26 protein-coding genes are annotated in these 24,979 nt (G+C 62.8%); 13 read left to right on the top strand and 13 right to left on the bottom strand.

Annotated elements, in window-relative coordinates; all coding sequences use genetic code 11:
* The first annotated feature begins 1 nt into the window (after window position 1).
* Complete coding sequence (locus E2F50_RS03715) at window positions 2-652, top strand: HD domain-containing protein (protein WP_133314690.1); 651 nt, start codon at window positions 2-4, stop codon at window positions 650-652.
* On the opposite strand, the gene E2F50_RS03710 is transcribed toward E2F50_RS03715, so the two are convergent.
* Both E2F50_RS03710 and E2F50_RS03705 read right to left on the bottom strand, forming a co-directional pair.
* Entirely contained in the window at window positions 649-1,638 is a 990-nt protein-coding gene (locus E2F50_RS03710; protein ID WP_133314689.1) for a GlxA family transcriptional regulator, read from the bottom strand. The genes E2F50_RS03715 and E2F50_RS03710 overlap by 4 nt on opposite strands.
* A gap of 105 nt (window positions 1,639-1,743) precedes the next feature.
* Window positions 1,744-2,565, bottom strand: a complete 822-nt coding sequence (locus E2F50_RS03705; protein ID WP_133314688.1) for an oxidoreductase — start codon at window positions 2,563-2,565, stop codon at window positions 1,744-1,746.
* A gap of 89 nt (window positions 2,566-2,654) precedes the next feature.
* Between E2F50_RS03705 and E2F50_RS03700 the strand changes: the two genes are divergently transcribed.
* A complete protein-coding gene (locus E2F50_RS03700; RefSeq protein WP_133314687.1) occupies window positions 2,655-3,218 on the top strand; it encodes a TetR/AcrR family transcriptional regulator in 564 nt (187 codons plus the stop codon).
* Window positions 3,219-3,246: 28 nt separating this feature from the next.
* Here the strand turns inward: E2F50_RS03700 and E2F50_RS03695 are convergent, their stop codons facing one another.
* On the bottom strand, window positions 3,247-4,470 hold the full coding sequence (locus tag E2F50_RS03695) for an MFS transporter (protein WP_133314686.1): 1,224 nt from the start codon (window positions 4,468-4,470) through the stop codon (window positions 3,247-3,249).
* 96 nt (window positions 4,471-4,566) lie between these two features.
* On the opposite strand from E2F50_RS03695, the gene E2F50_RS03690 reads away from it, so the two are divergent.
* Entirely contained in the window at window positions 4,567-5,475 is a 909-nt protein-coding gene (locus E2F50_RS03690; protein ID WP_133314685.1) for a LysR family transcriptional regulator, read from the top strand.
* Window positions 5,476-5,782: 307 nt separating this feature from the next.
* Here E2F50_RS03690 and E2F50_RS03685 read toward each other — a convergent pair whose 3' ends face one another.
* Window positions 5,783-6,535 carry an alpha/beta fold hydrolase gene (locus E2F50_RS03685; RefSeq protein WP_133314684.1) on the bottom strand — a complete coding sequence of 251 codons (753 nt, stop codon included), beginning with the start codon at window positions 6,533-6,535 and terminating at the stop codon, window positions 5,783-5,785.
* A gap of 221 nt (window positions 6,536-6,756) precedes the next feature.
* On the opposite strand from E2F50_RS03685, the gene E2F50_RS03680 reads away from it, so the two are divergent.
* A complete protein-coding gene (locus E2F50_RS03680) occupies window positions 6,757-7,590 on the top strand; it encodes an AraC family transcriptional regulator (protein ID WP_161973979.1) in 834 nt (277 codons plus the stop codon).
* 25 nt (window positions 7,591-7,615) lie between these two features.
* Here E2F50_RS03680 and E2F50_RS03675 read toward each other — a convergent pair whose 3' ends face one another.
* Window positions 7,616-8,218, bottom strand: coding sequence for a TetR/AcrR family transcriptional regulator (locus E2F50_RS03675; RefSeq protein ID WP_245515281.1), 603 nt, complete (start codon window positions 8,216-8,218; stop codon window positions 7,616-7,618).
* Between the two features lie 96 nt (window positions 8,219-8,314).
* Between E2F50_RS03675 and E2F50_RS03670 the strand changes: the two genes are divergently transcribed.
* The gene (locus E2F50_RS03670) at window positions 8,315-9,001 is read left to right on the top strand and encodes a glutathione S-transferase family protein (protein WP_133314682.1); all 687 of its coding nucleotides are present in this window, start codon (window positions 8,315-8,317) and stop codon (window positions 8,999-9,001) included.
* 15 nt (window positions 9,002-9,016) lie between these two features.
* Window positions 9,017-9,991: an alpha/beta fold hydrolase gene (locus tag E2F50_RS03665; protein ID WP_133314681.1), complete on the top strand. Its 975-nt coding sequence runs from the start codon at window positions 9,017-9,019 to the stop codon at window positions 9,989-9,991.
* Window positions 9,992-10,030: 39 nt separating this feature from the next.
* Here the strand turns inward: E2F50_RS03665 and E2F50_RS03660 are convergent, their stop codons facing one another.
* A complete protein-coding gene (locus E2F50_RS03660; RefSeq protein WP_133314680.1) occupies window positions 10,031-10,501 on the bottom strand; it encodes a hypothetical protein in 471 nt (156 codons plus the stop codon).
* Window positions 10,502-10,534: 33 nt separating this feature from the next.
* Window positions 10,535-11,536: a GlxA family transcriptional regulator gene (locus E2F50_RS03655; RefSeq protein WP_161973976.1), complete on the bottom strand. Its 1,002-nt coding sequence runs from the start codon at window positions 11,534-11,536 to the stop codon at window positions 10,535-10,537.
* Window positions 11,537-11,604: 68 nt separating this feature from the next.
* Between E2F50_RS03655 and E2F50_RS03650 the strand changes: the two genes are divergently transcribed.
* Window positions 11,605-12,453 carry an MBL fold metallo-hydrolase gene (locus tag E2F50_RS03650; RefSeq protein WP_161973973.1) on the top strand — a complete coding sequence of 283 codons (849 nt, stop codon included), beginning with the start codon at window positions 11,605-11,607 and terminating at the stop codon, window positions 12,451-12,453.
* Window positions 12,454-12,672: 219 nt separating this feature from the next.
* Here the strand turns inward: E2F50_RS03650 and E2F50_RS03645 are convergent, their stop codons facing one another.
* From E2F50_RS03645 to E2F50_RS03630, 4 genes are all read right to left on the bottom strand, one after another.
* A complete protein-coding gene (locus E2F50_RS03645; RefSeq protein ID WP_133314677.1) occupies window positions 12,673-13,467 on the bottom strand; it encodes an SDR family NAD(P)-dependent oxidoreductase in 795 nt (264 codons plus the stop codon).
* Window positions 13,468-13,566: 99 nt separating this feature from the next.
* Window positions 13,567-14,115 carry a nuclear transport factor 2 family protein gene (locus tag E2F50_RS03640; protein WP_133314676.1) on the bottom strand — a complete coding sequence of 183 codons (549 nt, stop codon included), beginning with the start codon at window positions 14,113-14,115 and terminating at the stop codon, window positions 13,567-13,569.
* A gap of 104 nt (window positions 14,116-14,219) precedes the next feature.
* Window positions 14,220-14,678: a MarR family winged helix-turn-helix transcriptional regulator gene (locus E2F50_RS03635; protein ID WP_161973970.1), complete on the bottom strand. Its 459-nt coding sequence runs from the start codon at window positions 14,676-14,678 to the stop codon at window positions 14,220-14,222.
* A gap of 15 nt (window positions 14,679-14,693) precedes the next feature.
* A complete protein-coding gene (locus tag E2F50_RS03630; RefSeq protein ID WP_133315224.1) occupies window positions 14,694-15,632 on the bottom strand; it encodes a LysR family transcriptional regulator in 939 nt (312 codons plus the stop codon).
* A 129-nt stretch (window positions 15,633-15,761) separates the two neighbouring features.
* On the opposite strand from E2F50_RS03630, the gene E2F50_RS03625 reads away from it, so the two are divergent.
* From E2F50_RS03625 to E2F50_RS03610, 4 genes are read left to right on the top strand one after another with little or no spacing between them, the layout of a single operon-like run.
* Window positions 15,762-17,063 (top strand): beta-ketoacyl-ACP synthase, encoded by a 1,302-nt coding sequence (locus E2F50_RS03625; RefSeq protein WP_133314674.1) that lies wholly within the window; start codon window positions 15,762-15,764, stop codon window positions 17,061-17,063.
* Complete coding sequence (locus tag E2F50_RS03620) at window positions 17,060-17,548, top strand: MarR family winged helix-turn-helix transcriptional regulator (RefSeq protein ID WP_133314673.1); 489 nt, start codon at window positions 17,060-17,062, stop codon at window positions 17,546-17,548. The genes E2F50_RS03625 and E2F50_RS03620 overlap by 4 nt, the downstream gene beginning before the upstream one ends.
* Before the next feature lie 29 nt (window positions 17,549-17,577).
* Window positions 17,578-18,708 carry an efflux RND transporter periplasmic adaptor subunit gene (locus E2F50_RS03615; RefSeq protein WP_133314672.1) on the top strand — a complete coding sequence of 377 codons (1,131 nt, stop codon included), beginning with the start codon at window positions 17,578-17,580 and terminating at the stop codon, window positions 18,706-18,708.
* Window positions 18,705-21,809, top strand: a complete 3,105-nt coding sequence (locus E2F50_RS03610; protein WP_133314671.1) for an efflux RND transporter permease subunit — start codon at window positions 18,705-18,707, stop codon at window positions 21,807-21,809. The genes E2F50_RS03615 and E2F50_RS03610 overlap by 4 nt, the downstream gene beginning before the upstream one ends.
* A 101-nt stretch (window positions 21,810-21,910) precedes the next feature.
* Here E2F50_RS03610 and E2F50_RS03605 read toward each other — a convergent pair whose 3' ends face one another.
* Window positions 21,911-22,846, bottom strand: a complete 936-nt coding sequence (locus E2F50_RS03605; RefSeq protein ID WP_133314670.1) for a GlxA family transcriptional regulator — start codon at window positions 22,844-22,846, stop codon at window positions 21,911-21,913.
* 230 nt (window positions 22,847-23,076) lie between these two features.
* Here E2F50_RS03605 and E2F50_RS03600 point away from each other — a divergent pair, with 230 nt between their 5' ends.
* Together E2F50_RS03600 and E2F50_RS03595 are read left to right on the top strand one after the other, a co-directional pair.
* Window positions 23,077-23,805, top strand: a complete 729-nt coding sequence (locus tag E2F50_RS03600) for a hypothetical protein (RefSeq protein WP_133314669.1) — start codon at window positions 23,077-23,079, stop codon at window positions 23,803-23,805.
* Window positions 23,802-24,209: a nuclear transport factor 2 family protein gene (locus tag E2F50_RS03595; RefSeq protein ID WP_133314668.1), complete on the top strand. Its 408-nt coding sequence runs from the start codon at window positions 23,802-23,804 to the stop codon at window positions 24,207-24,209. The genes E2F50_RS03600 and E2F50_RS03595 overlap by 4 nt, the downstream gene beginning before the upstream one ends.
* Before the next feature lie 31 nt (window positions 24,210-24,240).
* On the opposite strand, the gene E2F50_RS03590 is transcribed toward E2F50_RS03595, so the two are convergent.
* Window positions 24,241-24,978: an SDR family NAD(P)-dependent oxidoreductase gene (locus tag E2F50_RS03590; RefSeq protein ID WP_133314667.1), complete on the bottom strand. Its 738-nt coding sequence runs from the start codon at window positions 24,976-24,978 to the stop codon at window positions 24,241-24,243.
* Window position 24,979: the final 1 nt, after the last annotated feature.

Here is a 24,979-nt window from a genome sequence, read left to right as displayed (position 1 = left end):
TATGTCTGAAGAGCCGAAGGTGATCGCGGGGGTTAAGGTGCCCGATAGTGCAATGGCTCGAGCCGCCACGGAGGTGGTGAGGGATACGGAAACCGACCTTCTCTACCATCATTCGCGCAGAGTGTTCCTTTTCGGTGCCCTGACAGGCGAACGGAACAAGCTGAAGTACGACCCGGAGCTACTCTACGTGGGCGCCATGTTCCACGATATGGGTCTGATGGATTCGTACGCGAGCGACACTGAGCGCTTCGAGGTAGACGGCGCGAACGCGGCCAGGGATTTCCTGAAGGCGTACGATGTCGCAGAGCGGGACATCGACGATGTCTGGGACTCGATCGCGCTCCATACCACGCCAGGAATTCCCCAGCACAAGCGACCAACGGTGGCGCTAGTCACTGCCGGCGTCGAGATGGACGTGCTCGGCCTCGCCTATGACGACTTCACGCCCCAGCAGCGTCACGAGGTCTGCTCATGTCATCCGCGCGGATTGCGATTCAAGCACGGAATTATCTCTGCGTTCTGCTACGGAACCATCAGGAAGCCGGAGACCACCTTCGGCAACGTGAAGGCGGACGTCTTGTCGCGGATGGATTCCACCTACCAGCGCAAGGACTTCGTTGACGTGATCCTCGAATCCCAGTGGGAAAGCTAGGTGGAAGAGCCGGTGGCTTGGCCCTGCCGGCCTTGCGCCTGCCGTGTCCGGTATTGTGCCGCCGTCATCCCTAGCCTGCGCAGAAAAACTTGGCTCATGTGCTTGGCCGTCCGGAAGCCGCAGTCGTGCGCAACGAGCTTCAGAGGTGCGTCCGACGATTCCAAGGCGGCCTTGGCCGCCTCCAGCCGCGCCTGCTCCACGAAGTCGGCGGGGGTGATCTGATAGCGATCGACGAACGTTCGCGCGAACGAGCGGCCGCTCATGCCCGCGGCGGCCGCCAGCTCGGCGACCGAGAGCTTCTTTCGCAGGTTGGCCATCACGTACGTCTTCACTGCTGCTATGGGGGAGCCGATGTCGCCGGCGATCTCGGCATAGGGGCTGAACTGAGACTGGCCGCCCTGCCTCTGGGCGGCGACTACGAGCCTCCTCGCCACGGCGTTCGCAACTCGGGCGCCGTGGTGCTCGCGCACGATCGCCAGGGCGAGGTCGATGCCCGCTGTCACGCCAGCCGAAGTAATAAGGTCGCCGTCGCGAATGAAGATCTTGTCCGGGTCCACGTCGGTTCGCGGATACGACGCAGCCAGTGCTCCCGCGTGCTGCCAATGAGTCGTGACGCGCCGACCGTCGAGAAGTCCCGCTTCGCCTAAAAGGAAAGCTCCCGTGCACACCGAGCCGAAAGATTCGGAGCATGCGGCTGCTTCGCGAACCGCAGCCAGAACACTGGCGCTAGCGACGGATCTGGGGATGAGCGGACCTCCGGGCACCAGGAAGAGGTCCAGCGGAGGCTTGCCCTGTACGACCGCCGCGTCCGGCAGGATCCTCATTCCGTTCGACGCGCTCACCGCATCGGCAGTCGCTGCGACGAGCAGGACTTCGTACCTCTCCGCTTCAGGAACGAAAGCGTTCGCCTCGGCGAACACGTCGGCCGGGCCGGTGACGTCGAGGGCCTGTACTCCGGGGAAGATGAAGATGCCGATGCTTCGCATTAGCCGTGGCAGGTTCCTGCGCGGTTTGCTGCCGCTGAGGCTGTTATCTGGTCCTGCGCACGTTAGCGGCGGGATGGTTCATGTGCAACGCCGTGTGAGCGGCGATCAAGTGCCGGTCCGATCGAGCTGCATCTGCTTGCGCAGCATGCCATCCAGCATCTTTTCGGGCACGAGCTTTCGTGCCACTTCCAGACTGCGCGCGAGACCACCAGCTTGGTATCGCAAGGCAGGGGATCGTGCCGTAGCCGCCCTGATGACCACTTTGGCCACCGCCTCCGGCGTATCTGCCTTCGCGATCGCCTGCTCGATCAGCTTGTCGGCGCCTGCTCGTGCCTTCAGGTATTCATCTTTCGGGTGGTCGGGCTTCAGCATGTTCGCGTCGAACGACGTCCGGGTATAGGCGGGCTCGACCAGCACCACTCTGACTCCCTGGCCGCGCACCTCGTGGTCAAGCGACTGGCTGTAGGCTTCCAGCGCATGCTTGGAGGCGGCATAGGCGGCGGAGAACGGGGCAGGTATGAAGCCCAGCACCGAACTGATGTTGACAATCCGCCCGCTTCCGCGGCGACGCATGGACGGCAGGACCGCCTTGCACGTCCTGATAGCGCCGAAGACGTTGAGGTCGAAAAGCTCCTGATGCTGCGCGACTGACGAATCTTCAACAGCCCCCAGGAGGCCAACGCCCGCGTTGTTGACCAGGAGATCGATCTGGTCCGCCCGATCCAGCACGAAGCCGACGGCGTCGGCTACCGATTCCTCCGACCTGACGTCGCAAGTGATCAGACTGACGTCGCCGGTGGGCTCGGGAGCATGTCGCCGCGTCGTCCCGTAGACCGCGTAGCCCGCCTGGACAAGCGCATTGGAGGTGGCGAGCCCGATGCCACTGGTCGCGCCGGTTACCAGGGCTACAAGATGTCTCTTTCCCATCAATCCAACTTTCTTCCTACACGATAAAATTATGACCATAATTTCATATTATGATCGTAATGCAACAGGAAATGACCTATTAGGTATGCATGCGATACAAGAACGATCAAAAGAGCGTTTCCAGACAGCGGATCCTCGACGCGGCCTCCAGGCGCTTCAAGGCAGACGGCGTGGCGGCTTCTGGCCTCGCGGCGGTGATGGAGGACGCGGGACTGACCAACGGGGCGTTCTACACCCACTTTGGGTCCAAGGATGATCTGGTTCGCGAGGCCCTGAGTGTAGCGCTTCAGGAACAGCTGTCTTCCACTCCCGACCCGTGTGGCGCAGACGCGCTCCTAGAAATACTACGGACCTATCTTTCCGCCGGGCACACTAAGAACCCGTCCCTCGGATGTCCCTCGGCGGCACTTCTGCCTGAAATTGCCAGGTCTCCGCTTGGAACTCGCCGGGAATACGAGGAGGCGGTCGGGCGCTGGGTCGACAAGCTTTCCAGCGGCGTTGGCGGAGACGTTGTTGCCAGGCGGCGGGCCATGGCCCTCTTCTGCCTTGCCGTCGGCGCCCTGCAGGTCTCGCGGGCGGTGGCGTCGGATGAGTTCTCCGATTTTGCCAGAACCTCCGCCGTGGACACGGCACAGGCCCTTCTCAAGGGCTGAACAGGCCGGCAGCGCCGCCGGGCGGTTCTCACGCCCGTCTCGTCACGACGTGAAACAGGAAGGCGGCCAGACCGAACAGGGCGCCGCCAAGGCAGGTGAGGGGCCAACCCCCCGCCGTCCAGAGGAAGCCGGAAGCGGCCGATCCTACCGCTCCGCCAATAAAGAAGATGCCGACGAACAGGCCGTTTATGCGGCCCCGCGCCTCCGGCCGCAGGTGGTTTATGGCATGCCGGCCCACAGTTTGGTCTCCCGTTACACCGACGTCTAGCAGGACCGCTCCAGCTCCAAGAAAGGCAAGCAGCACCGCCGTCGGCGCCCCGTTCGACGAACCCGCCCAGGCGGCGACCGCGAAACCGAGAACCATCAGTACGTGGGAGAAGATGGTAACGCGCCCCCCAAGACCTCTGTCCGATAGTCGTCCGACGACCGGCGTGACCGCTGCGCCTCCCGCGCCCACAAGTGCGAATACCGCGATCCCCGTCTGATCCAGCGCGAAAGGAGACCGTTGCAGCAGGAACGCTACCGAGGTCCAGAACAGGTTGAACGCGGCCATTACGAGCGCCGCCGAGAGGGCGCGCCTTCGCAGCACTCGTTCTGTCGCCAGCAGGTGCCACAGGGAGGCGATCAAGGCGCCGTAGCCATGAAGGCGGTCCGGACGTCGCTCCGGGAGACGGACTGCTAGAAGAACCGCCAGCAGCGCAATTGCGCCCGCGCTGAAGAAGTAGAACGCCCTCCATCCCCATAGGTCGGCTAGGAAGCTTGCGGCGGGGCGAGCCAGCAGGATGCCGACCATCAGCCCTCCCATCACGTCTCCGATCACACGCCCGCGACTCTCCGGAGAGGCCATGGAGGCGGCGATCGGCACGAGGATCTGAATGGCGGAGCAGGCGGCGCCGAGGACGAACATCAGCACGAACAGCAGCCATGTGCTCGGGGCGAGACCAATACCTGTCGCAGCGGTGGCGGCGCAGGCGAGCATGCGCATGACCAGTTTCCGATTCTCGAAGATGTCGGCCAGCGGCACCAGCAGGAAAAGACCACTCGAGTATCCGACGAGCGTTATCGTTGCCGCAAGGCCACTCGAGCTGGCGGTGAGTCCAAAGTCTCCGCCGATCGCTCCGGCCATCGTCTGTGGGGCGAAGAGGTTCGTGATGATGACGCCTACCGCGGTGGCGAACAGAACGACCGGAGGCGCGGTCTTTTCCCGCGGCGGCTCCACGAGACCTTCTAGTTCTTCCTGTAAAATGGTCATGCCTCGTGTCTCCTTGATCTACAGATAGTGACATCTACCCAAAGCCAATGTTATGCATCAAATAGATAATATCGATAAACGTCATGCGAGATTGTTATGAACATTAGGGACGTGGAGGCGCTTATAGCGGTCATAGAAACGGGGTCGGTCGTCGCGGCGGCCGCGCGTCTGCGCATAACCCAGCCTGGTCTGACGCGGCGGATACAAAATCTCGAAGATCACCTCGGCGCCCGGCTGCTGGAACGGGATAGCAAGCCGTACAAGCCGACAGCTGCGGGCATTAGGGCATATGAGCACGGCCGAAAGATACTTCGGGAAATCGACGCCTTCCGGGCGCACGTCTCTCCCGGATCAGGCATGGGCGGCGTCTTCCGCTTCGGTTTCATGCCGCACGTTTCGGAGGAGGCGGTGACGTCGGGAGTAGCGGCGCTTCGTGAAAGCTTTCCCAAACTGTTTTTGAAACTCTCGTCCGGCTGGTCGTCCGACCTGGCGGAGCGCGTGGTCCGTAGGGAGCTCGATGCGGCGGTGGTGTTCATGTCTGAAGGAGCGGCGCCGGTTGAGAGCGGCCGGGCCATCGACCTAGGTCTACTCGAGCTCGTCGTGGTTGCGCCCAGGAGCTATGGCCTTTCCAATCGGACCATGCTGCAGGACCTTGCCGAATACCCTTGGGTCCTTAACCAGACAGGCTGTGGTTTCAGGAACTACGTTAGGCAGAGCCTCAACGCCGCAAACCTGCCTTTCGACGTGGCGGTCGAGGTCGCGGACCCCTCCGTGCGGCTTGCTCTCGTCGCGAGCGGCCACGGGATTGGATTGACGACGCCTTCGGCAGTCCACGCAAGTCGATGGAGGAGCGAGCTCATGGTGGTCGAGACCCCCGATTTTCGTCCAATCGTACGGATGTGGCTGCTCCACGGTGCCGGATCCGGAATTCTTGTCGAGCCCGTCGACGTACTGGCGGCCTGCTTCAAGTCGGTCGCCAAGGAAGGGGGGCTGCTCGCGGCATGAGCAGTCTTCTCGATGTTCCGCAAGAATATCTCCTATTCAAACCCGGAATTGGATTCTCGCTTCCACGGTCGGCAATCAGTTCCTATCTCGGCTGCTCCACGGCTGGCGCCGCCCAAAACAGGAGAATGACGATGGGCCGAACTGGAACCAAAAGGAGATGCAATGCTGACGGATGTTGGCCCGCTGCCAGCATTTTCTGTCAGAACTTAAAGGCAGTGTTGACGGGAGCGTTGCTCCTGGAGGGCCATCTGTTCCGGTGCTGGGCTTGAGCGGGCGAGGTGATCCCCCGCCGCTCGATCCTTTCGGTTCACTTGGAGGAGGCGGCCTTCTCGATAATGTCCGCGACGTCCTTTGCACGTACCACGAGCGAAGCGTGGCTCCCCTCGACTTCGACGGTCTGCGCCTTGATGCGGTTGGCGAAGAAGTGCTGGTCGCGAGGGTCGAGAAGCTTGTCCTGCGTGCTCACCACGTAGAAGCTCGGCTTATCGTGCCAGGCGGCTCGCGTAACGGCCGTGTCGAATTTCACGTGGTTCAACGGAAGCTGCGACTTCGCAAGAGCCTGGCCGATGCTGTCTGGGAGGTCTGCCGCGATGACCTTGGGGAAGGCCTGGGGATCGATGGTAAGGAAGCCCTTCTGGTCCGCTCTGATGCTCTTAATACCTTCGGTCTGAGTGCCATTCTTCCCGAGAGCTGCGACAGATTCGCCCTTTTCAGGGGCGAACGCGCTGACGTACACGAGCGCCGTGACTTTGGGATCGTCTCCAGCCTCGGTAATGACGACGCCGCCCCAGGAGTGTCCAACGAGAACCGTCGGACCCGACTGCTGCGCGAGTGCCTCGCGGGTTGCCCTGACATCGTCCTCCAGCGAGGTGAGAGGGTTCTTGACCAGGGTCACGTGGTAGCCGCGCTTGGCGAGCAGGTCTGCGACCGGCTGCCAGCTCGTCTCGTCGACGAATGCTCCGTGCACGAGGACCACGTTCTTGGCCGGCGTCTGGGCCGAGGCGACGGACGCGAAGGCCGAGAGAAGCGCGGCTGTGGCCGAGATAATGACTTTACGCATTTTGTAGATCCTGACTGTTGCTGTTCTTGGCGTGCCGGACTGGCAGGGCGCGATCGGCGCCCAGTCCTGGAACTGCGTTCCGGGCAAGTGCCGGCGCGGCTGAGGCCCGGCTCCCTATGCGTCATCCGACCCCTCCGACCCTAGAGATTGGCCTCCCCGTGGTACATGACGGAGACGACGGATCGCTTGCCCCAGCGTCCAGAAATGAGCTCGAGCCGGACTTGCTGTCCGAGGTGCTCAGGTTCGTCCAGCTGAGAGGGGGAGCAGTCTTTTCACAGCCGCAGACAGACCTCGCCTGGTCGGCGGGACCCGCGCTGCACGTGGTTCAACACGGTTCGATTGAACTGGATCTGGGCGAGGGCGCCGTAGCCTTCCTCGCACCCGGTGACATTCTTGTTCTGCCACACTCGGCGAGCCGCTACCGGCTGCGGACGCGGTTGGACGGGACGGCCTCGCCACTCGCCGCGGCAAGGACGATCAGCGCCACATTCCAGTTCGAGAACGCGGCCGCCGCCGCCTCGCTTCTGAGGCTTCTTCCAAGGATGATCCACATTTCGGCCGCAAATGACAGCGCCGCCGTGCTGATCGGCGACGTCGCAAAGTTCCTCCTGCTCGAGATAGAGGCGCCGGAACCGGGGGCGTCCCTCATGATTTCCCGTGTGATCGACATCCTTGTGATCCGGTGCATCAGGACCTGGGCCCGCTCGATGGGAGGCGCCGGAGGATGGATCGGCGGACTAGGGGACGACAGGGTGGGCCGGGCCCTTGCGCGTCTGCATCGCGACCCGGAACGGAACTGGACGGTCGCGGAGCTGGCGAGGGTCGCCGGCATGTCTCGATCGAGCTTCGCTAGTCGCTTCGTGGCTCTGATCGGCGAGCCGCCACTGCGATACCTGCACAACTGGCGTCTCGCGGCCGCCTTCGAGCTCCTCCATCGCTCTCCGATGCAGGTCAAGGACGTCGCACGAAGCGTAGGCTACGACTCCGAGGCTGCTTTCAGCCGCGCCTACAAATCCAAGTTTGGACATCCGCCGAGCCGGAAGCGCGAGGCGTAGCAGCTTTAGTGGCCTGTGAGATTCTCTACGGGAGCAGCCCGGCGTCCGTATAGGCCGCAACGACGGTGTCGAACACCTTCACGTCTCCACGGCCTCGAGCGATCAGCTGAGCGCCCTCGATCGCCGAAAAGATTGCGAGGGCGCGCGATGCGGCTTCCTTTCGCGGCATCTGCGGATGGACGTTCCGCAGGAGGATTTCGAGCCATTTGACGTTCACGTCTGTGAAGCGGTCCACCTCGACCCTGACGTTGTCGGGCAGGTCGTCACGCTCCGCCACCATGATCCCGCACAGGCACATGCGGTTATCGTTGAGAAGGGCGGCCCTGAAGGCGGCGATGTATGACTTCACCGTCTCTCGAAGGTGCGCCGGCTCTACCTGCAGCGCGCCGAGGAAATTTTCAGCATCTTCGGTGTACCGCGCGGCAAGCGCCGCGCCCAGGTGTCCCTTGGTGGGGAAGTGATAGTGAATGCTCGCGCTCTTCACGCCGATCGCCTTAGCGATTTCCCGGAAGCTTAGCGCATTGTAGCCATGGGACTGAACCATCTCCTTGGCGACGTGCATGATGTTCTCTCGCGTGTCCATCGAGATCTCCTTATCTATCAATAGATAACCCGCAAACTCAAACATGGCAAGCACACCTATCTATCGATAAATAGATATTGACAGAGGACCGGATGTGAATATACACAATGCCTATCTATCACTAGATAAGGAGATCTAACAGTGAAGATTTACGACCGCTCCGGCTTCCCGAACCCCGCGCGCATCCGGATCGTCCTGGCCGGAAAGGGCCTCGACAGCAAGATCGAGTTCGTGCCGGTCGACCTGATCGGCGCCGAGCACAAACAGGAAGCCTTCCTCGCAAAGAACCCGTCCGGCGTCGTGCCAGTGCTGGAGCTGGAAGATGGAACGCTCATATCCGAGGCGACTGCAATCACGGAATATCTCGACAACCTCGACGGCGATCCGGTGTTCACTGGCAAGTCCCCTTTGGAGAAAGGACTTATCCACATGATGCAGCGCCGCGCCGAGGCGATGCTGATCGATCCCGTCGGCATCTACTTCCACTACGGCACGCCCGGCCTCGGGGAGGCCCTGCAGGCCTTCAAGAGCCCGGAATGGCAGGGAAGGACCGAATGGGCGCAGCGCAACCGCCAGGCCGTCGAGGAAGGGATGCGCTATTTCGACGGCATTCTACGGGGTAGGGACTTCGTCGCCGTCGACTACTTCTCGATGGCCGACATAACTGTTTTCGCTGGACTAGCGTTCGCGGAGGCCGCGGGAATGACTGTTCCGGAAGAGCTTTCTGAGCTGCGTGCATGGCGCCAGAGGGTCGCGGATCTCCCCGAGGTTAGAAACCGCTCTGGTCAGCAGTTCCTAGCCGAAGACGCCCGCCGCCTTGGCTTCTAAAAAAGGATAAGGATCATGACTAGCAACCAAAACGTGCATGGTAGCTCGCGCCGGGGTGTTCTGTTGGGAGCTGCGACCGCAGTCGCTGGCGCAGGACTTGTGGGAGCCGCTCTCGGGAGCCCCTCGGCGGCTACGGCTGCTGCGAGCAAGCCTTCCATCGCCGGCAGCTCGGGCTTCCACAAGACGAAGGACGGTACGTCCATCTACTACAAGGATTGGGGCGCCGGCCCCACGGTGGTGTTCTCGCATGGATATCCTCTGTCGTCGGACGCCTGGGAGAACCAGATGTTCTTTCTCTCCCAGCGGGGCTTCCGCGTGATCGCGCACGACCGCCGCGGCTTCGGGCGCTCCAGCCAGCCCTCGTCGGGATACGACTACGACACCTTCGCGGACGACTTCGCGTCCCTGCTTGAGGAGCTCGACGTGAAGGACGCGGTTCTTGTCGGGCACTCGATGGGAGGCGGGGAGGTCGTGCGTTATGCTGCCCGTCATGGCCAGAAGCGGGTCCGGAAAATCGCCCTTGTGGCGGCCGTGACGCCCTTCCTGCTCCAGACGACGGACAACCCGGAAGGAGCTCCCAAGTCGCTGTTCGACACCTTCCGTTCGGCAGTGGAGACGGACAGGTCCCAGTGGAACCTGGACGTTACGATGCCGTACTACAGCTTCAACCGTCCTGGCGCGAAGGTCAGCGAGGGCGTACGGCAGGAATATTGGCGCCAGGGACAGCAGACCGGGTTCCCCGCGGCCTACCATGCGCTCACCGCGTTTTCGGAAACCGACTTCCGCAAGGACCTTGCGAAGATCTCCGTGCCGACGCTCGTCATCCACGGGAGTGACGACCAGATCGTCCCGATCGAGATTTCCGGCGCCAAGGCCGCGAAGCTCGTGCCGAACGCGCAGCTGAAAGTGTACGAAGGCGGCTCGCACGGTCTTCTGGTGACCGACAAGCAGAAGCTGAACGAGGATCTACTGGCATTCGCCAGGGCCTGATGCCGATGAGGGAGCGGAGGCGGTCCTGCCTCCGCTCCCTCATGCCGAATGCTTGAGCAGCAGCGCATCGATGTCTATTTCTCGCAACCAAGGGGTTCTTGCGAGCGCGCGTCTAAGATCGGCGCCGACGTCGACCCGCCTCCATCCGAGACGTTGAAGGAACTTTGCGGAGCTGATCGCGTACGTCGCCGCCTCTTCGATCGCTGTCCGAGTCTTGCCAGCGAAGCCGTAACGCAGCCCCGCGACCGCCGCGACCGTCTCGATCGCGCCTTCGTAGTGTTCGACCAGATCTCTTGCATGCAGGGTGCCGGAACCGCTTGCCGACACGTACGTCATCGGCACCGTTTGCTCCCAAGCGGCGGGAAAACCGTTCATTCGGGCCAGGACGAAGAACTCCCCCTGACCGCGCGAGCGGGATAGGTGGCGAAGAGCATTGTCGGCCGCCTGCTCCAGGTCCGGAGCGGCCCCCTCGGCCAGACGTCCATCGTATTCTACCGTGATCGTAAGCAACGAACTCTCCTATTGCTGGCGGCGACGGGCCGTTCAGCGCCCTGCAGTAAATCGTCCGGGTGTGGCCGCCGAACGCATCCGGTACTCTCCGGGAGTGACACCCAGGTACCGCTTGAACAGCCTTCTAAAGGAGTTGTGATCTTCGTATCCGCAGAGGTGTGCAACCTGCTCCACCGACATTGAAGAACTCTCAAGAAGGCCTTGGGAACGGCTCACCCTCAGCCTTTGGCAATATTCGGTCGGGTTGTGTCCCGTCACTCTGGCGAACCTGCGCAGAAAAGTTCGTTCTCCAAGCTTCGCCATCGCGGCGATCTTCGGCAAGCTTACGTCAGCCGCCGCGTTCGCATGCAGCCACTGCTGGACCGCCAGCACCTGCTGGTCGCCGTGGTCCATGCGGGGGCTGAATGAAGTATGGCGGCTTTGCGGGCGCAGGGCCGGGTCGATTACCATGAACCTCGCCGTGTCGAGCATGACGCCGTGTCCAAGAAGCCGCTCGATCAGACGCAGCCCCATGTGAATCCACGCCATCATTCCTCCCGCGGTGATAAGGTCACCGTCGTCCAGAAGCATCTCGGTCGTATCCACGGCGGCGGCGTCGCAGACCTTGGCAAGCGGCTCGCCAAGCGACCAGTGGGTCGTGATACGCCTTCCTCGCGCAACTCCCGAAGCGGCAAGATAGAATGCGCCTCCGCAGGCAGACGCGAGGCAGACACCTTCGCCGTGCGCCGCCGCAATCCACGAGCAGCATGGCTCGACAGGTCCGCTCGGCAGATCCCCGCGTCCGACGGGTGGGAGGACGAGGAAGTCCAGGTCCGAACGTAACAGCTGCGACGGGAGGTCCGGCTCAACGCATCCTGAAGCGGAGACCCGCCAGACGGCCGTGCGGATGACGGGCTCCTCCTCGCATTGTCTGAAGCTGTTCGCAATGTTGGCCATTTCCTGCAGCCCATACACGCACGACTGGAGAGCGCCGTCGTAGGCGAGGATGCCGATATTTGCTCGACGTCGAGTCATAATTGCCATCAATAATGTCATTTTCGACTCTGGTGTCTCTATTGGTTTTGGTGCCTTGTGGCAACCACGCTTACACAAGGAATAGAACGATGCAGGATCCTCATGATCTTCGGCCGCTCCGCTATGGCGACTTCGAACTGACGCTCGCATCCGATGGGATCATTGTGCTTCCGGCGGCCATAGTGGTGCCGGACGCTCCGGAAACGGAGCGCCCTTACTGGCTTGCAAGGCTTGGAGGAGGATGGGGGAGCGCTCCCATGAGTGCGCACGTCCCGGTTCTGAGGAAGGGCGACGACGTCATTCTGGTCGATGCAGGCTCGGGAAGAAGCTTCCAGGATACAGCAGGAAATCTGGTCGAAAATCTGCGACTCCACGGCATCATACCTCAGGACGTAACAAAGATCGTCTTCACCCACATGCACCCGGACCACGTCGGCGGAATGATCGACGGTGAGGGCGCGGCGGTTTTCGCCAATGCTTCCTACTTCGTCGGCCAGGCCGAATACGCCTTTTGGCGTGATCCCGAATTCAAAGGCCGGAGGCCCGAGAGCCTCCATGCGTTCGCGGATCTTGCGGTCAAATGCTTCTCCGCTATGGGTGACTCTCTGACACTCCTCCGCGACGGGCAGGAGGTCGTAGAGGGTCTGGTTGCCCGCGCGACTCCTGGTCATACGCCCGGCCATCTGTCGCTCCATCTGCATGGCGGCGAAGGCCTCTTCATCGTCGGCGACGCCATAACCAATCCTCTGGTGCCATTCGAGAACCCGGACTGGGGCTTCGGCTTCGACGTGGACCGGGACATCGGTGTTCGAACCCGGAAGCGGCTGCTGGACGAGCTCGCCGCAAGTTCATATGACGTCCTTGGCTACCATTGGCTTGGCAGCGGGCTGGGCCGCGTGGAGCGCTCCGGCAGGACATACCGGTTCGTCGCGGCATGACTACACGCCGACAGCCGCCCAAGGACCTTCCCTATGAGTGACTGAGGCCGCTTCGCAGGCCGAGATTGGAGGAGTCGCCGCGGCGCGCGCTGGGGCACCTAATCGTCAGTGCCGCGGCCAGCCGGCCGAGGCGAGCTCAACAGAATGATGCTTTCAATGAACGCACCGATAAAGAACCCCTGTGGGCAGCCTCGGGCGTCGAGCCGGCCGACGTTGCTACTAGAACGCTGTGTCCACGATGCCACCTTCGACTCGCAGAGCCGCCCCCGTCGTCGCCGAGGAGAGGGGCGATGCGACGTAGAGGATCATGTTGGCTACTTCCTCGACGGTCGCGGTACGGCCGATGATGGAGGTGGGCCTGTTGGCCTTGACGAAGTCGTCAGCGGCTCCGAGGATCCCTTCGCCCTTAAGTCCGGTCGCGCCTTCCAGCATGGATACAACGCCGTCGGATAGGGTGGGACCTGGGAGAACCGAGTTGACTGTCACCCCAGTCCCTGCAGCCCTTTTCGCAAGGCCTCTGGACAGGGCGAGCTGAGCAGTTTTGGTGATCCCGTAGTGAATCATGTCGGCGGGAATATTGATCGCGCTTTCGGAGGAGACGAAGATCACTCGGCCCCATCCTTTCCGCATCATCCCCGGCATATATAGGCGGGAAAGGCGGATGCCGGAGGTGACGTTGACAGACACGAAATCCTCCCACTCGGCGTCCGACGTCTCGAAGAAGTCCTTCCAGGCGTACATCCCCAGATTATTTATTAGGACGTCGCATTCCGGATGCGCCTCCAGCAGTTTTTCAGCAACGTCGGCCTTTGAAAGATCGCCTACGAATCCTTGAGCCGAAGACGACGGCGAGAGAGACCGCAGGCGCTCGACAGCGGCGTCGACCTTCTCGGAACTGCGGCCGTTAACGACGACGCTTGCGCCGGAGGAGGCCAGTGCGGCTGCAGCTGCGAATCCTATTCCGCCTGACGATCCGGTAATGAGCGCCGTCCTGCCGGTGAGGTCAATCTTCATGGGAGTACCTTTCGTTTTAAGTCTAGGATGAACGCGGTGAGGCGGCGTCGGAGGAGGGGAGACCGCCGCCGCCTCTGCGGGGGTTGGGACCCCGCCCGACTATGCTGCCTTTGTCGGCGGCATGTAGTCGGCAAAGGCGCCGGCCGCTGTGGTGGCCGGCGAAAGCCGCTTGTTCGTAGTCGTTCCACCAATGTATCGTTCAAAAATCTTCCAGCCGGTCTTGGTGCGGCGCAGCCGGTCCCGCATCGGCGAGTAGAGCCATATGCCAGGAAGATCGTCGCCGCTCTCCATCATTTCTCCCGAACCCACCAGACGTGAATCCTCGACGTTCGCATGACGCACGAGCAGGTTGTGATACCGCACGACGACGCCGTCGCCATCCTTGTCGACGATATGGTTGGTCGCGTGGCGCCCAACTCCGGGGATTAGGTAGGGGTAGTCTACTTCGAAGAAGTGGCGGATCTCGTCGTGGCCGCGTATGGTGCCGTGAAAATGATAGGCGACCGCTTCCGGAACGAATGCGTCGATCATCTTTTCGACGTCCCACGTCTCGAAGAGCCAGTTGACCCTGTTAACGAAGTCGATCGCCGTAGCTATGTCTGACGGGTCCGCGAGCGTTGAGGCTTGCACGGCCGGGAAGGCTTCCATTTCTTTGATCCTTGCTAGAGGCGCCGTAGCGCTAACTGTGTAAATACACATATAGAGCTAGGCGCGCCACCTTCTTCTGTCAACTCCGTTTCGAAAATGCTTTCTCAGTCCTGCATCAGGCCGAGGGCGGCCAGACTACGACGTCTTATCTCGTCTGCTTCGGCGCCGCCGGCCGCGGCCTCGAACTCCTCCTGCGCCTGCGACCATAGCGCGGCGGCTTCCGAAAGCTTGTGTCTGCCCGTGGCGGTTATGGCTACCATGTGCCGCCGGGACTCCTGCGGGTCGCGGGATACCTCGACCAGGCCTGCCGCTGTGAGAGGCCGGAGGTTGCGCACGAGCGTCGTACGCTCCATGAAGAGCGACGCCCCAAGGTCCGCCATCGTCATTCCCTCTCCTGGAGAAAGGAACTGCAGGATCGAGAAGTCGCCGACGGATATGCCTGCAGGCCTAAGGCGCCGGTCGTAAGAACGGGTCAACTGTCTGGCCATCTGCCGCGCCACGAGGCAGTGGCAGGAATAGGGGCCGGGGACATCGTTTTGCGCCGCTTTGATCTCTGTCGCCATCTTCTTCATCCTCTATCAAACTGCCACGGGAGGTTTAGCCTGCCGGTCCTCAGACGTGCCCGATCCGGTTCCGCAGATCCGGACCAACCAATCCACGAAGACCCGTACCTTCCGGCTTAGGTGCCTGTTCGGGAGATAGACGACGTACAGCGGCAGCGTAGGGTGCGTCCAGTCGGCGAGAATCCGCTGAAGACGGCCCTCCCGAAGGCCTGGAGCCGCGAGGAATTCTGGCATCTGACCTACACCCAGTCCATGCTCGGTCGCCGCCAGATAGCTCCTGATGTCGCTGAAGGACAGCTTCGAGTTCGGCGCCATCTCGAAGTCGCGTGCGGCGGCGGAAAGCTTTAGCGGGAGGACCTGTCCGCTCTGCGCCCTCAGGTACCCCAGCACCGAGTGCTCGTGTAGGTCCTCAGGGGCCGCCGGCGTGCCGCGGAGGCGCAGGTAGTCCTGCGACGCGACCGTCACGAACTGCAGAGTGGCGATCTGGCGCGCGATCAGGAATTCCGACGCAGGCGCGCCCGCCCTGAGCGCGCAGTCTACGTTCTCGGCGAGATAGTCGATCGAGCGGTCGCTGACCCCGACGTCGAGCTGGATGTCGGGGTAGAGCGCCTGGAACTCGTTGAGCGCCGGAATGACAACGAGGTCGCACATGGCGCCGGCCATCTCGACCCGCAACCGTCCGCTCGGCGTCCGGCGTGAACTTGAGATCTCCGATTCCATGTCGTCCAGTTCCGCCAGGACTCGTACGCCGCGCTCATAGTACGCCAGACCGTCCGCGGTGGGCAGGACGCGGCGCGTGTTCCTGTTCAGTAGCTTTGTCTGCAGTCGGGCCTCTAGGTGCTGCACGGCTTTCGTGACAGTCGCCTGGCCCATCGAGAGCGAGTCGGCTGCCTTCGTGAAGCTGGCCGTCTCGACGACCCGCGCGAATACCCGCATTGCGGATAGGTGATCCATGAAAGCGCCTCGACCCCATTCCAACATGGAATTAGTGTAATTACACATAAGAGGTTTTTCAAGAGGCGCCGCTCGCTCATGTTCCTCCAGACCGGGCGCTGCCTGATAGATCCTTGAGTGAGGGCACGGATGGGGAGCATCTACAACGACGACCAGGGACGGCCGCTGGTCGCAGTCACCGGAATGGGGCTCATAACCTCTCTCGGCCAAGGCCTAGAGGAGAACTGGGCCGCAGCTTGCGAGGGCCGCTCAGGCATTTCCCCCATCACCAGGTTTCCCACCGACTTTCTGAGGACGCGGATCGCGGGGACTGTCGATTTCGTGCCGCTGCCCGCTTTCAATCCCGTGGAAAGGGGGTTCGCTCTCGCGCGCGAAACCGTGGCGGAGGCGCTGGGGGCGTCCGGACTGAGAGCGGATTTCGGCGGCCCGCTTTTTCTCGCGGCCTCGCCCGTCGAGCCCGAGTGGGAGGCGCGGTTTGCTCTCGCCGACAGGTCTCCCCCGGTCGCGGAAGGGGCGACGGCCTACGACCGCTTCCTTGCTGCAATGCGCGAGCGACGCGATCCGATCTTTCACGACGCGGCGGCCTTCGGAACGGTCGCGGAAAGGCTCGCCGACAAGTTTGGGACGCGTGGTCTGCCAGTAACCGTTTCGACCGCCTGCGCCTCTGGAGCCACGGCGATCCAGCTGGCCGTGGAGGCGATAAGGCAGGGCAGGGCCGATCGGGCGCTGGCGGTCGCCACCGAAGGATCCATTACTGCGGAAGCCCTCATCCGGTTTCAGCTCCTGTCCGCACTCTCGACGCAGAATGGAGATCCCGCACGCGCTTCCAAACCCTTTAGCTGTGAACGCGACGGCTTCGTGATGGCCGAGGGAGCGGCAGCCTTGGTGCTGGAGCCGCTGGCGCGGGCGGCGTCGCGCGGAGCGAAGATCTTCGGCTATGTCAGGGGTTGCGCCGACAAGGCCGACGCCTTCCATCGCACCCGTTCATCGCCCGACGGAATTCCAGCAGTAGAAACGATGAGGGCGGCCTTGGCCGACGCCGGTCTGCATCCGGACGAAATCGGCTACGTCAACGCCCACGGAACCTCGACGCCCGAAAACGACAAGATGGAGTACGGGGCGACCTCCGCCGTCTTCGGCGGCCGTCTGGCGGACCTGCCGGTATCGTCAAACAAGTCGATGATCGGACACACAATATCCGCCGCCGGAGCCATCGAGGCGGTTTTCTCGCTGCTGTCCGTCGGCCGGAATACGCTCCTCCCGACAATCAACTACGACAGGCCGGATCCTGCGATCCCGCTGGACGTGGTGCCGAACGTCAGGCGGTCGATGGAAGTAAGGCACGTCCTGTCGAACTCGTTCGGCTTCGGAGGGCAGAACGCCAGCCTCGTGCTATCCCGCGCCGACCAGGTGCCGGGAGGCCCGACGTGAGCGCGTCTGGAGGCAGGAGGGAGATGGCGCTGCAGTTCCCCGCACTTGCCGGCTCGGCGGCGCTCGTCGACGGCGAATGCTTCTGCCTCAACATCAACCGTGCAGCGAGGGCGATGAACAGGCGCTTCGACGACGCCTTCCGCCCGCTCGGCATCGGCAGCGGCCAGTTCTCGGTCATGATGCTGCTTTGCGACGACCACGCGCTCTCTATCGGGCAGCTCGCATCCCGTGTCGGCTGCGACAGGACGACTGTGACCGCCCTTCTGAAGCCTCTGCTGCGCCGCGGCCTTGTGGAGATGTCCGTCGATCGCCGCGACAGCAGGAGGAAGTGCGTCGTGCTCCGAGAGGAAGGTGCGGACCTCCTGCGGCAGGCCCTGCCCCTCTGGCAGCAGCTGACGGCCAGTATAGGCGACGCCGCTTCCTTGGAAGGAGGGGGCCTCGTAGCGGCCCTGCGCAGCTTGTCCTCCGGCCGTCACGGGACCTGAAGAGGCGGGCGTCCTTCAACCACACATCGATGAAAGGTAGCAATATGATAACCCGACATAACAACGGCCGTCGCAAGCGGCACGGGGGAGACATCCGCGCGTTTGCGGTGATAGCAGCGGCCATATCGTTTACGCCTGCTGCGTCGTATGCCGACAACGATCCGCGCACGCGGCCGCCGCTCGTCCGGACCGCTGTCTCTGCCCCGAGTTCGCATTCCGCGCGCAGTTTCACCGGAACGGTGACGGCCAGGATCGAGAGCGGCCTTGGCTTCAGGGTCGCGGGAAAGATCGTGGACCGAAAGGTCGACGTCGGGGAAACGGTCAGGCGGGGCCAGCCGCTCCTCGCGCTGGATCCCCAGGACCTCGAGCTGGCGTTGCGCGCCAAGGAAAACGCGGTCGTCTCGGCTCGCGCCATGGAGGAAAGGAGCGCCGCCGACGAAGAGAGGTATAATAGGCTACTCGGCGCCGGCGCGATCTCGAAGCAGGCGTACGATCAGGCCAGGCAGACCCACGAGAGCGCCGTGGCTGCGCTGGAGGCGGCGATTGCCGACGCAAACTTTGCACGGAACGAAGCGACCTACGCAGTCCTGGTCGCGGACTCCGATGGTATTGTGACGCAGACGCTTGCGGAGCCCGGCCAGGTGGTGGCGGCGGGCCAGATCGCGATCAGGGTGGCTCGTAGCGGCGAGCGGGAGGCGGCCGTCAACCTGCCTGAGACAGTCCGGCTTCCGCTTGGATCGGAAGCTTCCGCAAGCGTCTACGGTGACCCGAAGACATACAGGGCCAGGCTAAGGCAGCTTTCCAGCGCGGCTGATCCAGGAACGAGGACGTTCGAAGCAAGGTTCGTTCTGGAAGACGCCGGTGGGCTGCCTCTCGGCGCGACGGTTAAGGTGGAGGTCGACGTCGATGGGGAGCGGCAGAAAGCGGCGGACACTTCTGTCATTCCAGTTGGAGCTGTTTTCGACGACGGAAGGAGGACGGGGGTCTGGCTCGTCCGCGACGACGCTACCGTAACTTTCCATCCGGTGACGGTCTCTCAGGTGGGCGAGGAGACCGCGCGTGTGGTGGGCGTCGACCCTGGGACGCGCATCGTCGCTCTTGGGGCGAACTTCCTTTCCGAAGGAATGCAGGTACGGCTAGCGGAAGGAGATGCGAAATGAGCGGATTCAACCTGTCGGCTCTCGCCGTCCGGGCAAGGGCGGTGACCCTCTTCTTTATGATCGTCATCGCGGCGGCAGGCGCCTTCGCCTTCGTAAACCTGGGGCGCGCGGAGGATCCCTCCTTCACGATCAAGCAGTTTACGGTGGCGGCACTCTGGCCCGGAGCGACGGCACGTGAGATGCAGGATCTTGTCGCCGAGCCGCTGGAAAAGCGCCTGCAGGAGCTGAGGTACTACGACCGTGTCGAGACGATCAGCCGTCCGGGCGCCGTGTATCTCATGGTAAGCCTGCGAGACGACACGCCCCCCCAGCAGGTGCCGGAGCAGTTTTATCAGGCTCGCAAGAAGATGGGGGACGAGGCGTCGAAGCTGCCCTCGGGCGTTCTGGGCCCTCTTGTGAACGACGAATATTCCGATGTGACGTTCGCGCTCTACGCTCTGAAGTCCAAGGGCCTGCCCCCGAGGACCCTTGTTCGGGAGGGGGAGAGGCTGAGGCAGGAGATTCTTCACGTGCCGGGCGTCAAGAAGGTCGCAATCCTTGGCGAGCAGGCCGAGAAAATCTTCGTCGAGTTCTCGTTCGCCCGGCTCGCCGGACTCGGAATTAGCCCCCAGGACGTGTTCGATGGGCTCAGGCAGCAGAACGACATCGCGCCCGCTGGATCCGTTCAGACTAACGGGCCCGAGGTGTTCGTACGGGTGGACGGGGCCTACCAGGATCTTCAAAAGATCGCCGACACGCCGGTGGTGGCCGGCGGACGGAGCTTCAAGCTTTCCGACGTCGCGACCATTCGGCGGGGCTATCAGGATCCGGCGACGCATCTGATCAGACACCAGGGACAGCCTGCGCTCATGCTGGGCGTCGTGATGCAGGAGGGCTGGAACGGCCTTGACCTCGGGAAATCCCTCGACGCCAAGGCGTCGCAGCTTTCCTCCGAACTTCCGGTGGGCGTATCGTTCGAGAAGGTCTCCGATCAGGCGGTCAATATCGCGAGCGCCGTCAACGAGTTCATGCTAAAGTTCGTAGTGGCGCTCGGGGTGGTGCTGCTCGTAAGTCTCATGAGCCTCGGCTGGCGCAGCGGGCTGATCGTGGCGGCGGCCGTGCCTCTGACGCTCGCGGTCGTCTTCATCGTCATGGAGAGCACCGGCCGAGTGTTCGACCGGATCACGCTCGGAGCGCTTATTCTATCGCTCGGCCTACTCGTCGACGACGCTATCATCGCCATCGAAATCATGGTGGTGAAGCTCGAGGAGGGCATGGACCGGGTCGCTGCCGCCGCCTACGCCTGGAGCACTACGGCCGCGCCGATGCTTTCGGGTACGCTCGTGACGATAATCGGGCTGATGCCGGTGGGATTCGCGCAGTCGAGCGCAGGCGAGTACGCTGGAAACATCTTCTGGATCGTAGGATTCGCGCTCATAGCGTCGTGGCTTGTGGCCGTTATCTTCACTCCGTATCTCGGCGTGAAGATGCTGCCCGAAATCGGTCCGGCCCAGGGCGGTCATCACGATCCTTACGACACCGCCAACTACAGGAGGCTGCGCGGCCTCATCGAGTGGTCCGTGAAGTACAAGTTCGCGGTAGCCGGCGTCGTCCTTGTCCTGTTCGCCGGCGCCGGGGTTGGCATGTCCGCCGTCAAGAAGCAGTTCTTCCCGACATCGGACAGGCCCGAGGTTCTCGTCGAGGTGCAGATGCCGGAGGGCAGCAGCATCCAAGCCACCAACGAGGCGGTCAGGAAGCTGGAAGCGTACGTTAGGCAGCAGCCCGAATCCCTGATCGTCAGTTCCTACGTCGGCCAGGGTGCGCCGAGGTTCTTCTTCTCTTATGCGCCCGAGCTTCCCGATCCCTCGTTCGCGAAGATGGTGATCCTCACGGCCGACGCCGAGGCGAGGGAGAACCTGAAGCACAGGCTGCGCGAGAAGATCTCCGAGGGGCTGGTGCCCGAGGCTCGGCTGCGGGTGTCGCAGCTTGTCTTCGGTCCTTATTCGCCCTATCCGGTCGCGTTCAGGGTGATGGGTCCGTCGCAGGACGAGGTCATGCAGATTTCCGACCAGGTCATGGGAGTGATGAAGGCCAATTCCCACACGAGGACGGTCAACAGGGACTGGGGCGAACGCGCGCCTACCGTCCGGTTCGTGTTCGACCAGGAGCGTCTAAAGCTCATCGGGCTATCTCCGACCCAGGCGGCACAGCAGCTTCAGTTCCTTCTGTCGGGCGTAGCGGTGACCTCGGTGCGCGAGAACATCCGCTCTGTCGAGGTCATCGCCCGGAGCGAGGGGAGCGAGCGACTGGATCCGTCTAGGCTTGGAGACTTCACTCTTGCGGCTCCAGGCGGAAAGATGATCCCGCTGGACCAGATCGGCGCTATGCAGGTCGCGATGGAGGAGCCCCTTGCGAAAAGAAGGGACCGCACGCCGACCGTGATGGTCCGCAGCGACGTGCAGGAGGGACTGCAGCCGCCAGACGTTTCGGCGGAGGTCTGGCAGGCGCTTGGTCCGCTGGTTCAGAAGCTGCCTGAAGGCTACCGGGTGGAGGTCGCGGCCGACGTCGAGGAGTCGGCGAAGGCCAACGTGGCTCTTGCCAAGGTCTTTCCGGTCATGATCGCGCTGACCATGCTCGTAATCATGCTGCAGGTCAGGTCCTTCTCGACCATGTTCATGGTTCTCCTGACGGCGCCGCTCGGCCTGCTCGGGGCAGTGCCTACGCTGCTGCTGTTTCATCAGCCGTTCGGATTCAACGCCATCCTGGCACTGATCGGCCTGTCTGGAATCCTGATGCGCAACACCTTAATCCTGGTGGAGCAGATCAAGAGCAACCATGCTTCCGGTCTCGACCTATATCACTCGGTGGTCGAAGCCACGGTGCAGCGTTCGCGGCCGGTGATCCTGACGGCACTGGCAGCGGTGCTGGCCTTCATCCCACTCACCCACTCCGTGTTCTGGGGATCGCTCGCCTACACCCTCATCGGCGGGACGGCCGTAGGCACAGTCATCATCCTCGTGTTCCTGCCCGCTCTCTACGCCATCTGGTATCGGGTGCGGAAGGCGGACCCGTCGAACCGCGGCGGAACGCAGGGGCTGGAGCTGGCGGAGGCGGCTGAGTAGCGTCGGCGCGCACCGCCCAACGGCCGCCACAGGCGGCCGTTGGCTTTAAGACGAATACAAAGAGCTGGGGAGTTAGAACGGCCCCGCGACCGACGTCCCCGTCAACCGTCCGTCCTTGCGATCCGCCGCAGGCCCTGAGGCGGGTGGCCTAGCGTCCTCACGAACGCCCGCCGCATCCTTTCCGCGTCCATGAACCCCGTCTCCGTCGCGACGAATCCCATCGGATGCCTCGTTGTTTCTATCATAACTCTTGCAGCTTCGACGCGAAGCCTCTCAACCGCCCTGGCAGGCGTCTGCCCGGTTTCCGCCCGGAACATGCGGCTGAACTGTCGCGGGCTGAGGGATGCTGCCTCGGCGAGACGCTCCACCGGAAGCGGCTCCGAAAGTTTTTCGCGCGCGAACGAAATTGCTCTCCGAATTCGGTCCGATCTGGGCGCCAGCGCAAGTAGTGCCGAGCGTTGGCCGTCCGTTCCGCTCCGCCGGTGGTATAGCAGCAGCTTGTCTGCGACACTGCCGGCTATGTCTCGTCCGTGATCGTTCTCGACCATCGCCAACGCCAGATCCGTTCCCGCCGACATGCCTGCCGAAGTCCAGATCGGGCCGTCGACTACGAAGATTCGGTCATGCTCGACCGCGACGTCGGGGAACCGCTCTCCAAGTTCGTTCGACACCATCCAATGCGTGGTGCAACGCCGTCCCCCGAGAAGCCCTGCCTGAGCGAGAACGAACGTACCAGTGCAAATCCCACCAATCCGGCGAAACGAGTTTCCCGCTTGGGTCAGCCACTCGAGAAGCTGGGCAGGTGGCGTCGGAAGCTCCATTCCACCTGCCACCAGCAGCGTGTCGAAGCCGCCCCCGAAGACCTTTTCCGAGCCGATGGTGAAGCCTGCGGAGCTGCGTACGGGACCACCCGCCCAGGACAGGGTTGCTACCTCGTAGGGAGGATCGGCAAAGGCCTGGTTGGCCAGCTCGAAGACCGAGAGCGCCTCGAGGCTCATGGCTTGGAAGTCTGGATATATGAGCAGTGCGATCTTCATGCCTGAACCTCGTCCTGAAAAGTGGGATTAACGTCATTTGTGGACTGAAGCTCTTTGCGTATCTTCCGCGCCAGGCGTCGTCGAACGCCTCGAATGGCAGGAGACACCATGGAAGAAGAACTAGCAGTCTGGCTGGCGAGGCCGCCGATCGAGTGGCGGCCGAGGCGACGGAACAGACTAATCAATGAGACAGGCGCCGAAGGGCGCATCTGTACGCAGGGAGGTCGGGCATGAACGATCTCTTGTCCTATACCCTTGAGGCGCACGGCGGGCTGTCCCGCTGGAGGACGGTAGAGTCGGTTTCCGCAAGGATCGATGTCGGCGGGCTGTTGTTCGAGTGGAAGGGCGTCGCCGGTGCGTTCCGGGGGAAGAAGGCGGTTGCGGACGCCCGGCGGCAGCGGCTCGTCGTGGAGGAGATCGGCGGTGGCAACCTGGTCTACACTCCGGAAATGGTCTGGATCGAGGACGGCGCGGGACGCGTGCTTGATCAACGCCCGGATCCGGCCCGTGCGTTCGAGGGACATGTGCAGGAAACCCGATGGGACTTGTTCCACGCTGCCGTCTTCAACGGTCGTGCCTTGTGGACGTACCTCACGCAGCCCTTTCTCTACGTCGAGCCAGGTTTCGAGGTGGAGGAGGTCGAGCCCCTGCAGGAGGACGGCGAGGTTTGGAGAAGCCTGCGCGTCACGTTTCCAAAAGCGGTGGCAAGCCACACAAGGACCCAGATCACGCGCATCGGCCCCGATGGGCTGATACGTAGGCACGACTACACGGTGGACCTGCTTGGCGGCGCCTCGGGGATGAATTACGCAAGCGCATACCAGAACGTGGACGGCATCATGGTGCCAACTAGGAGACGGGTCTATCCCCGAGATGCACCGCCGCCCGATGGTCCGCTTCTGGTGTCGCTCGACCTGTCGGACGTCGTTCTCGATCATTGGGAGGACGGGTCGCAATGAGTACGGAGAGAGACGGCAGGACACTGGCGCTGGAGGCGCTCGACCTCCTGTTCAATCGTCGGGATTTCGTAGCTGCGGCGGAAAGGTGGTCTTCTGACTATATTCAGCACAGTCGAATGGTTCCTGGGGGGAGGGAGGGCCTCTTCGACCTCGTCCGTGGCCTCCCCGACGGTACGCGGTACGAGCCCGGAAGAGCCATGGCGGATGGAGAGTACGTGATGATCCACGGACGCTATTCGGTGCCCGGAGCAAGAGCCCTCGTCGCGATGGACATGTTCCGGCTTCGCGACGGCCTGCTGGTCGAGCACTGGGATGTCCTCCAGGAGGAGGCGACCGCGGCCGAATCCGCCGGAGGTCATCCCATGTTCGGCAATCGTTTTGCCTCGGACGGTGCGTCGCCCTAGTCGACGCGCCCAGTTGTCACGGATCGCGCGTTCAGGCTGGTAGTAGCCCGGCCAGCTGGGCCTGAAGGCCTTTCGGATCGGATTCGAATGCCGAGGCGGCGCCCCTGGAGAGGGCGCCGGGGAACACTTCGGTCTCTCCGGCTTCGACTGCGTCGAGCATGTCGGTCGCGGCTTCTTCCGGGGTGACCTTTTCCTGAGTGGTCCAGGCGCCCATCGTGGTGTCCACCTGTACCGGCATGGCGCCGACGACGAGCGTTCCCTGGGCGGCGAGCTCAGCGCGGACGGTCCGCGTGAGGGCGAGCGCCGCCGCCTTGGAGGCCGAATAGGTTCCCATGAGCGGCAGGGTGACCAGCGAAAGGAAGGACAGGACGTTGAGGATTGCTCCTCCGCCGGCTGATGCCAGGACGGGAGCGAAGCTGCGGGAGACCTGCAGCGGGCCGAAGTAGTTGACCTCCATCTCTCGCCGCGCGTCCTCTACGTCCAGTGCCGAGAGAGCGCCCTTCTCCGCGCAATAGCCGGCATTGTTGACAACCAGGGTGACGTCCTTGGCGACCGCCGCCGCGGCCGACACGCTGGCGGGGCTGGAAACGTCCAGCGGTAGTGCCACGACCACGCTGCCGAACCTCTCTACCAGATGCTCGACCGTCTTGGGATCGCGTGCGGCAGCATAGATCTTGAGCGCCTTGCGAGCCACGAGTTCGGCGACAAGAGCCCTGCCGATGCCGCCATTAGCGCCCGTGACAAGTGCGACGGAATTTTCAATCTTCATT

It is taken from the genome of Rhizobium deserti, from assembly GCF_004358025.1.
Taxonomy (GTDB): Bacteria; Pseudomonadota; Alphaproteobacteria; order Rhizobiales; family Rhizobiaceae; genus Neorhizobium; species Neorhizobium deserti.
This window is presented reverse-complemented; position numbering and strand designations above follow the sequence as displayed.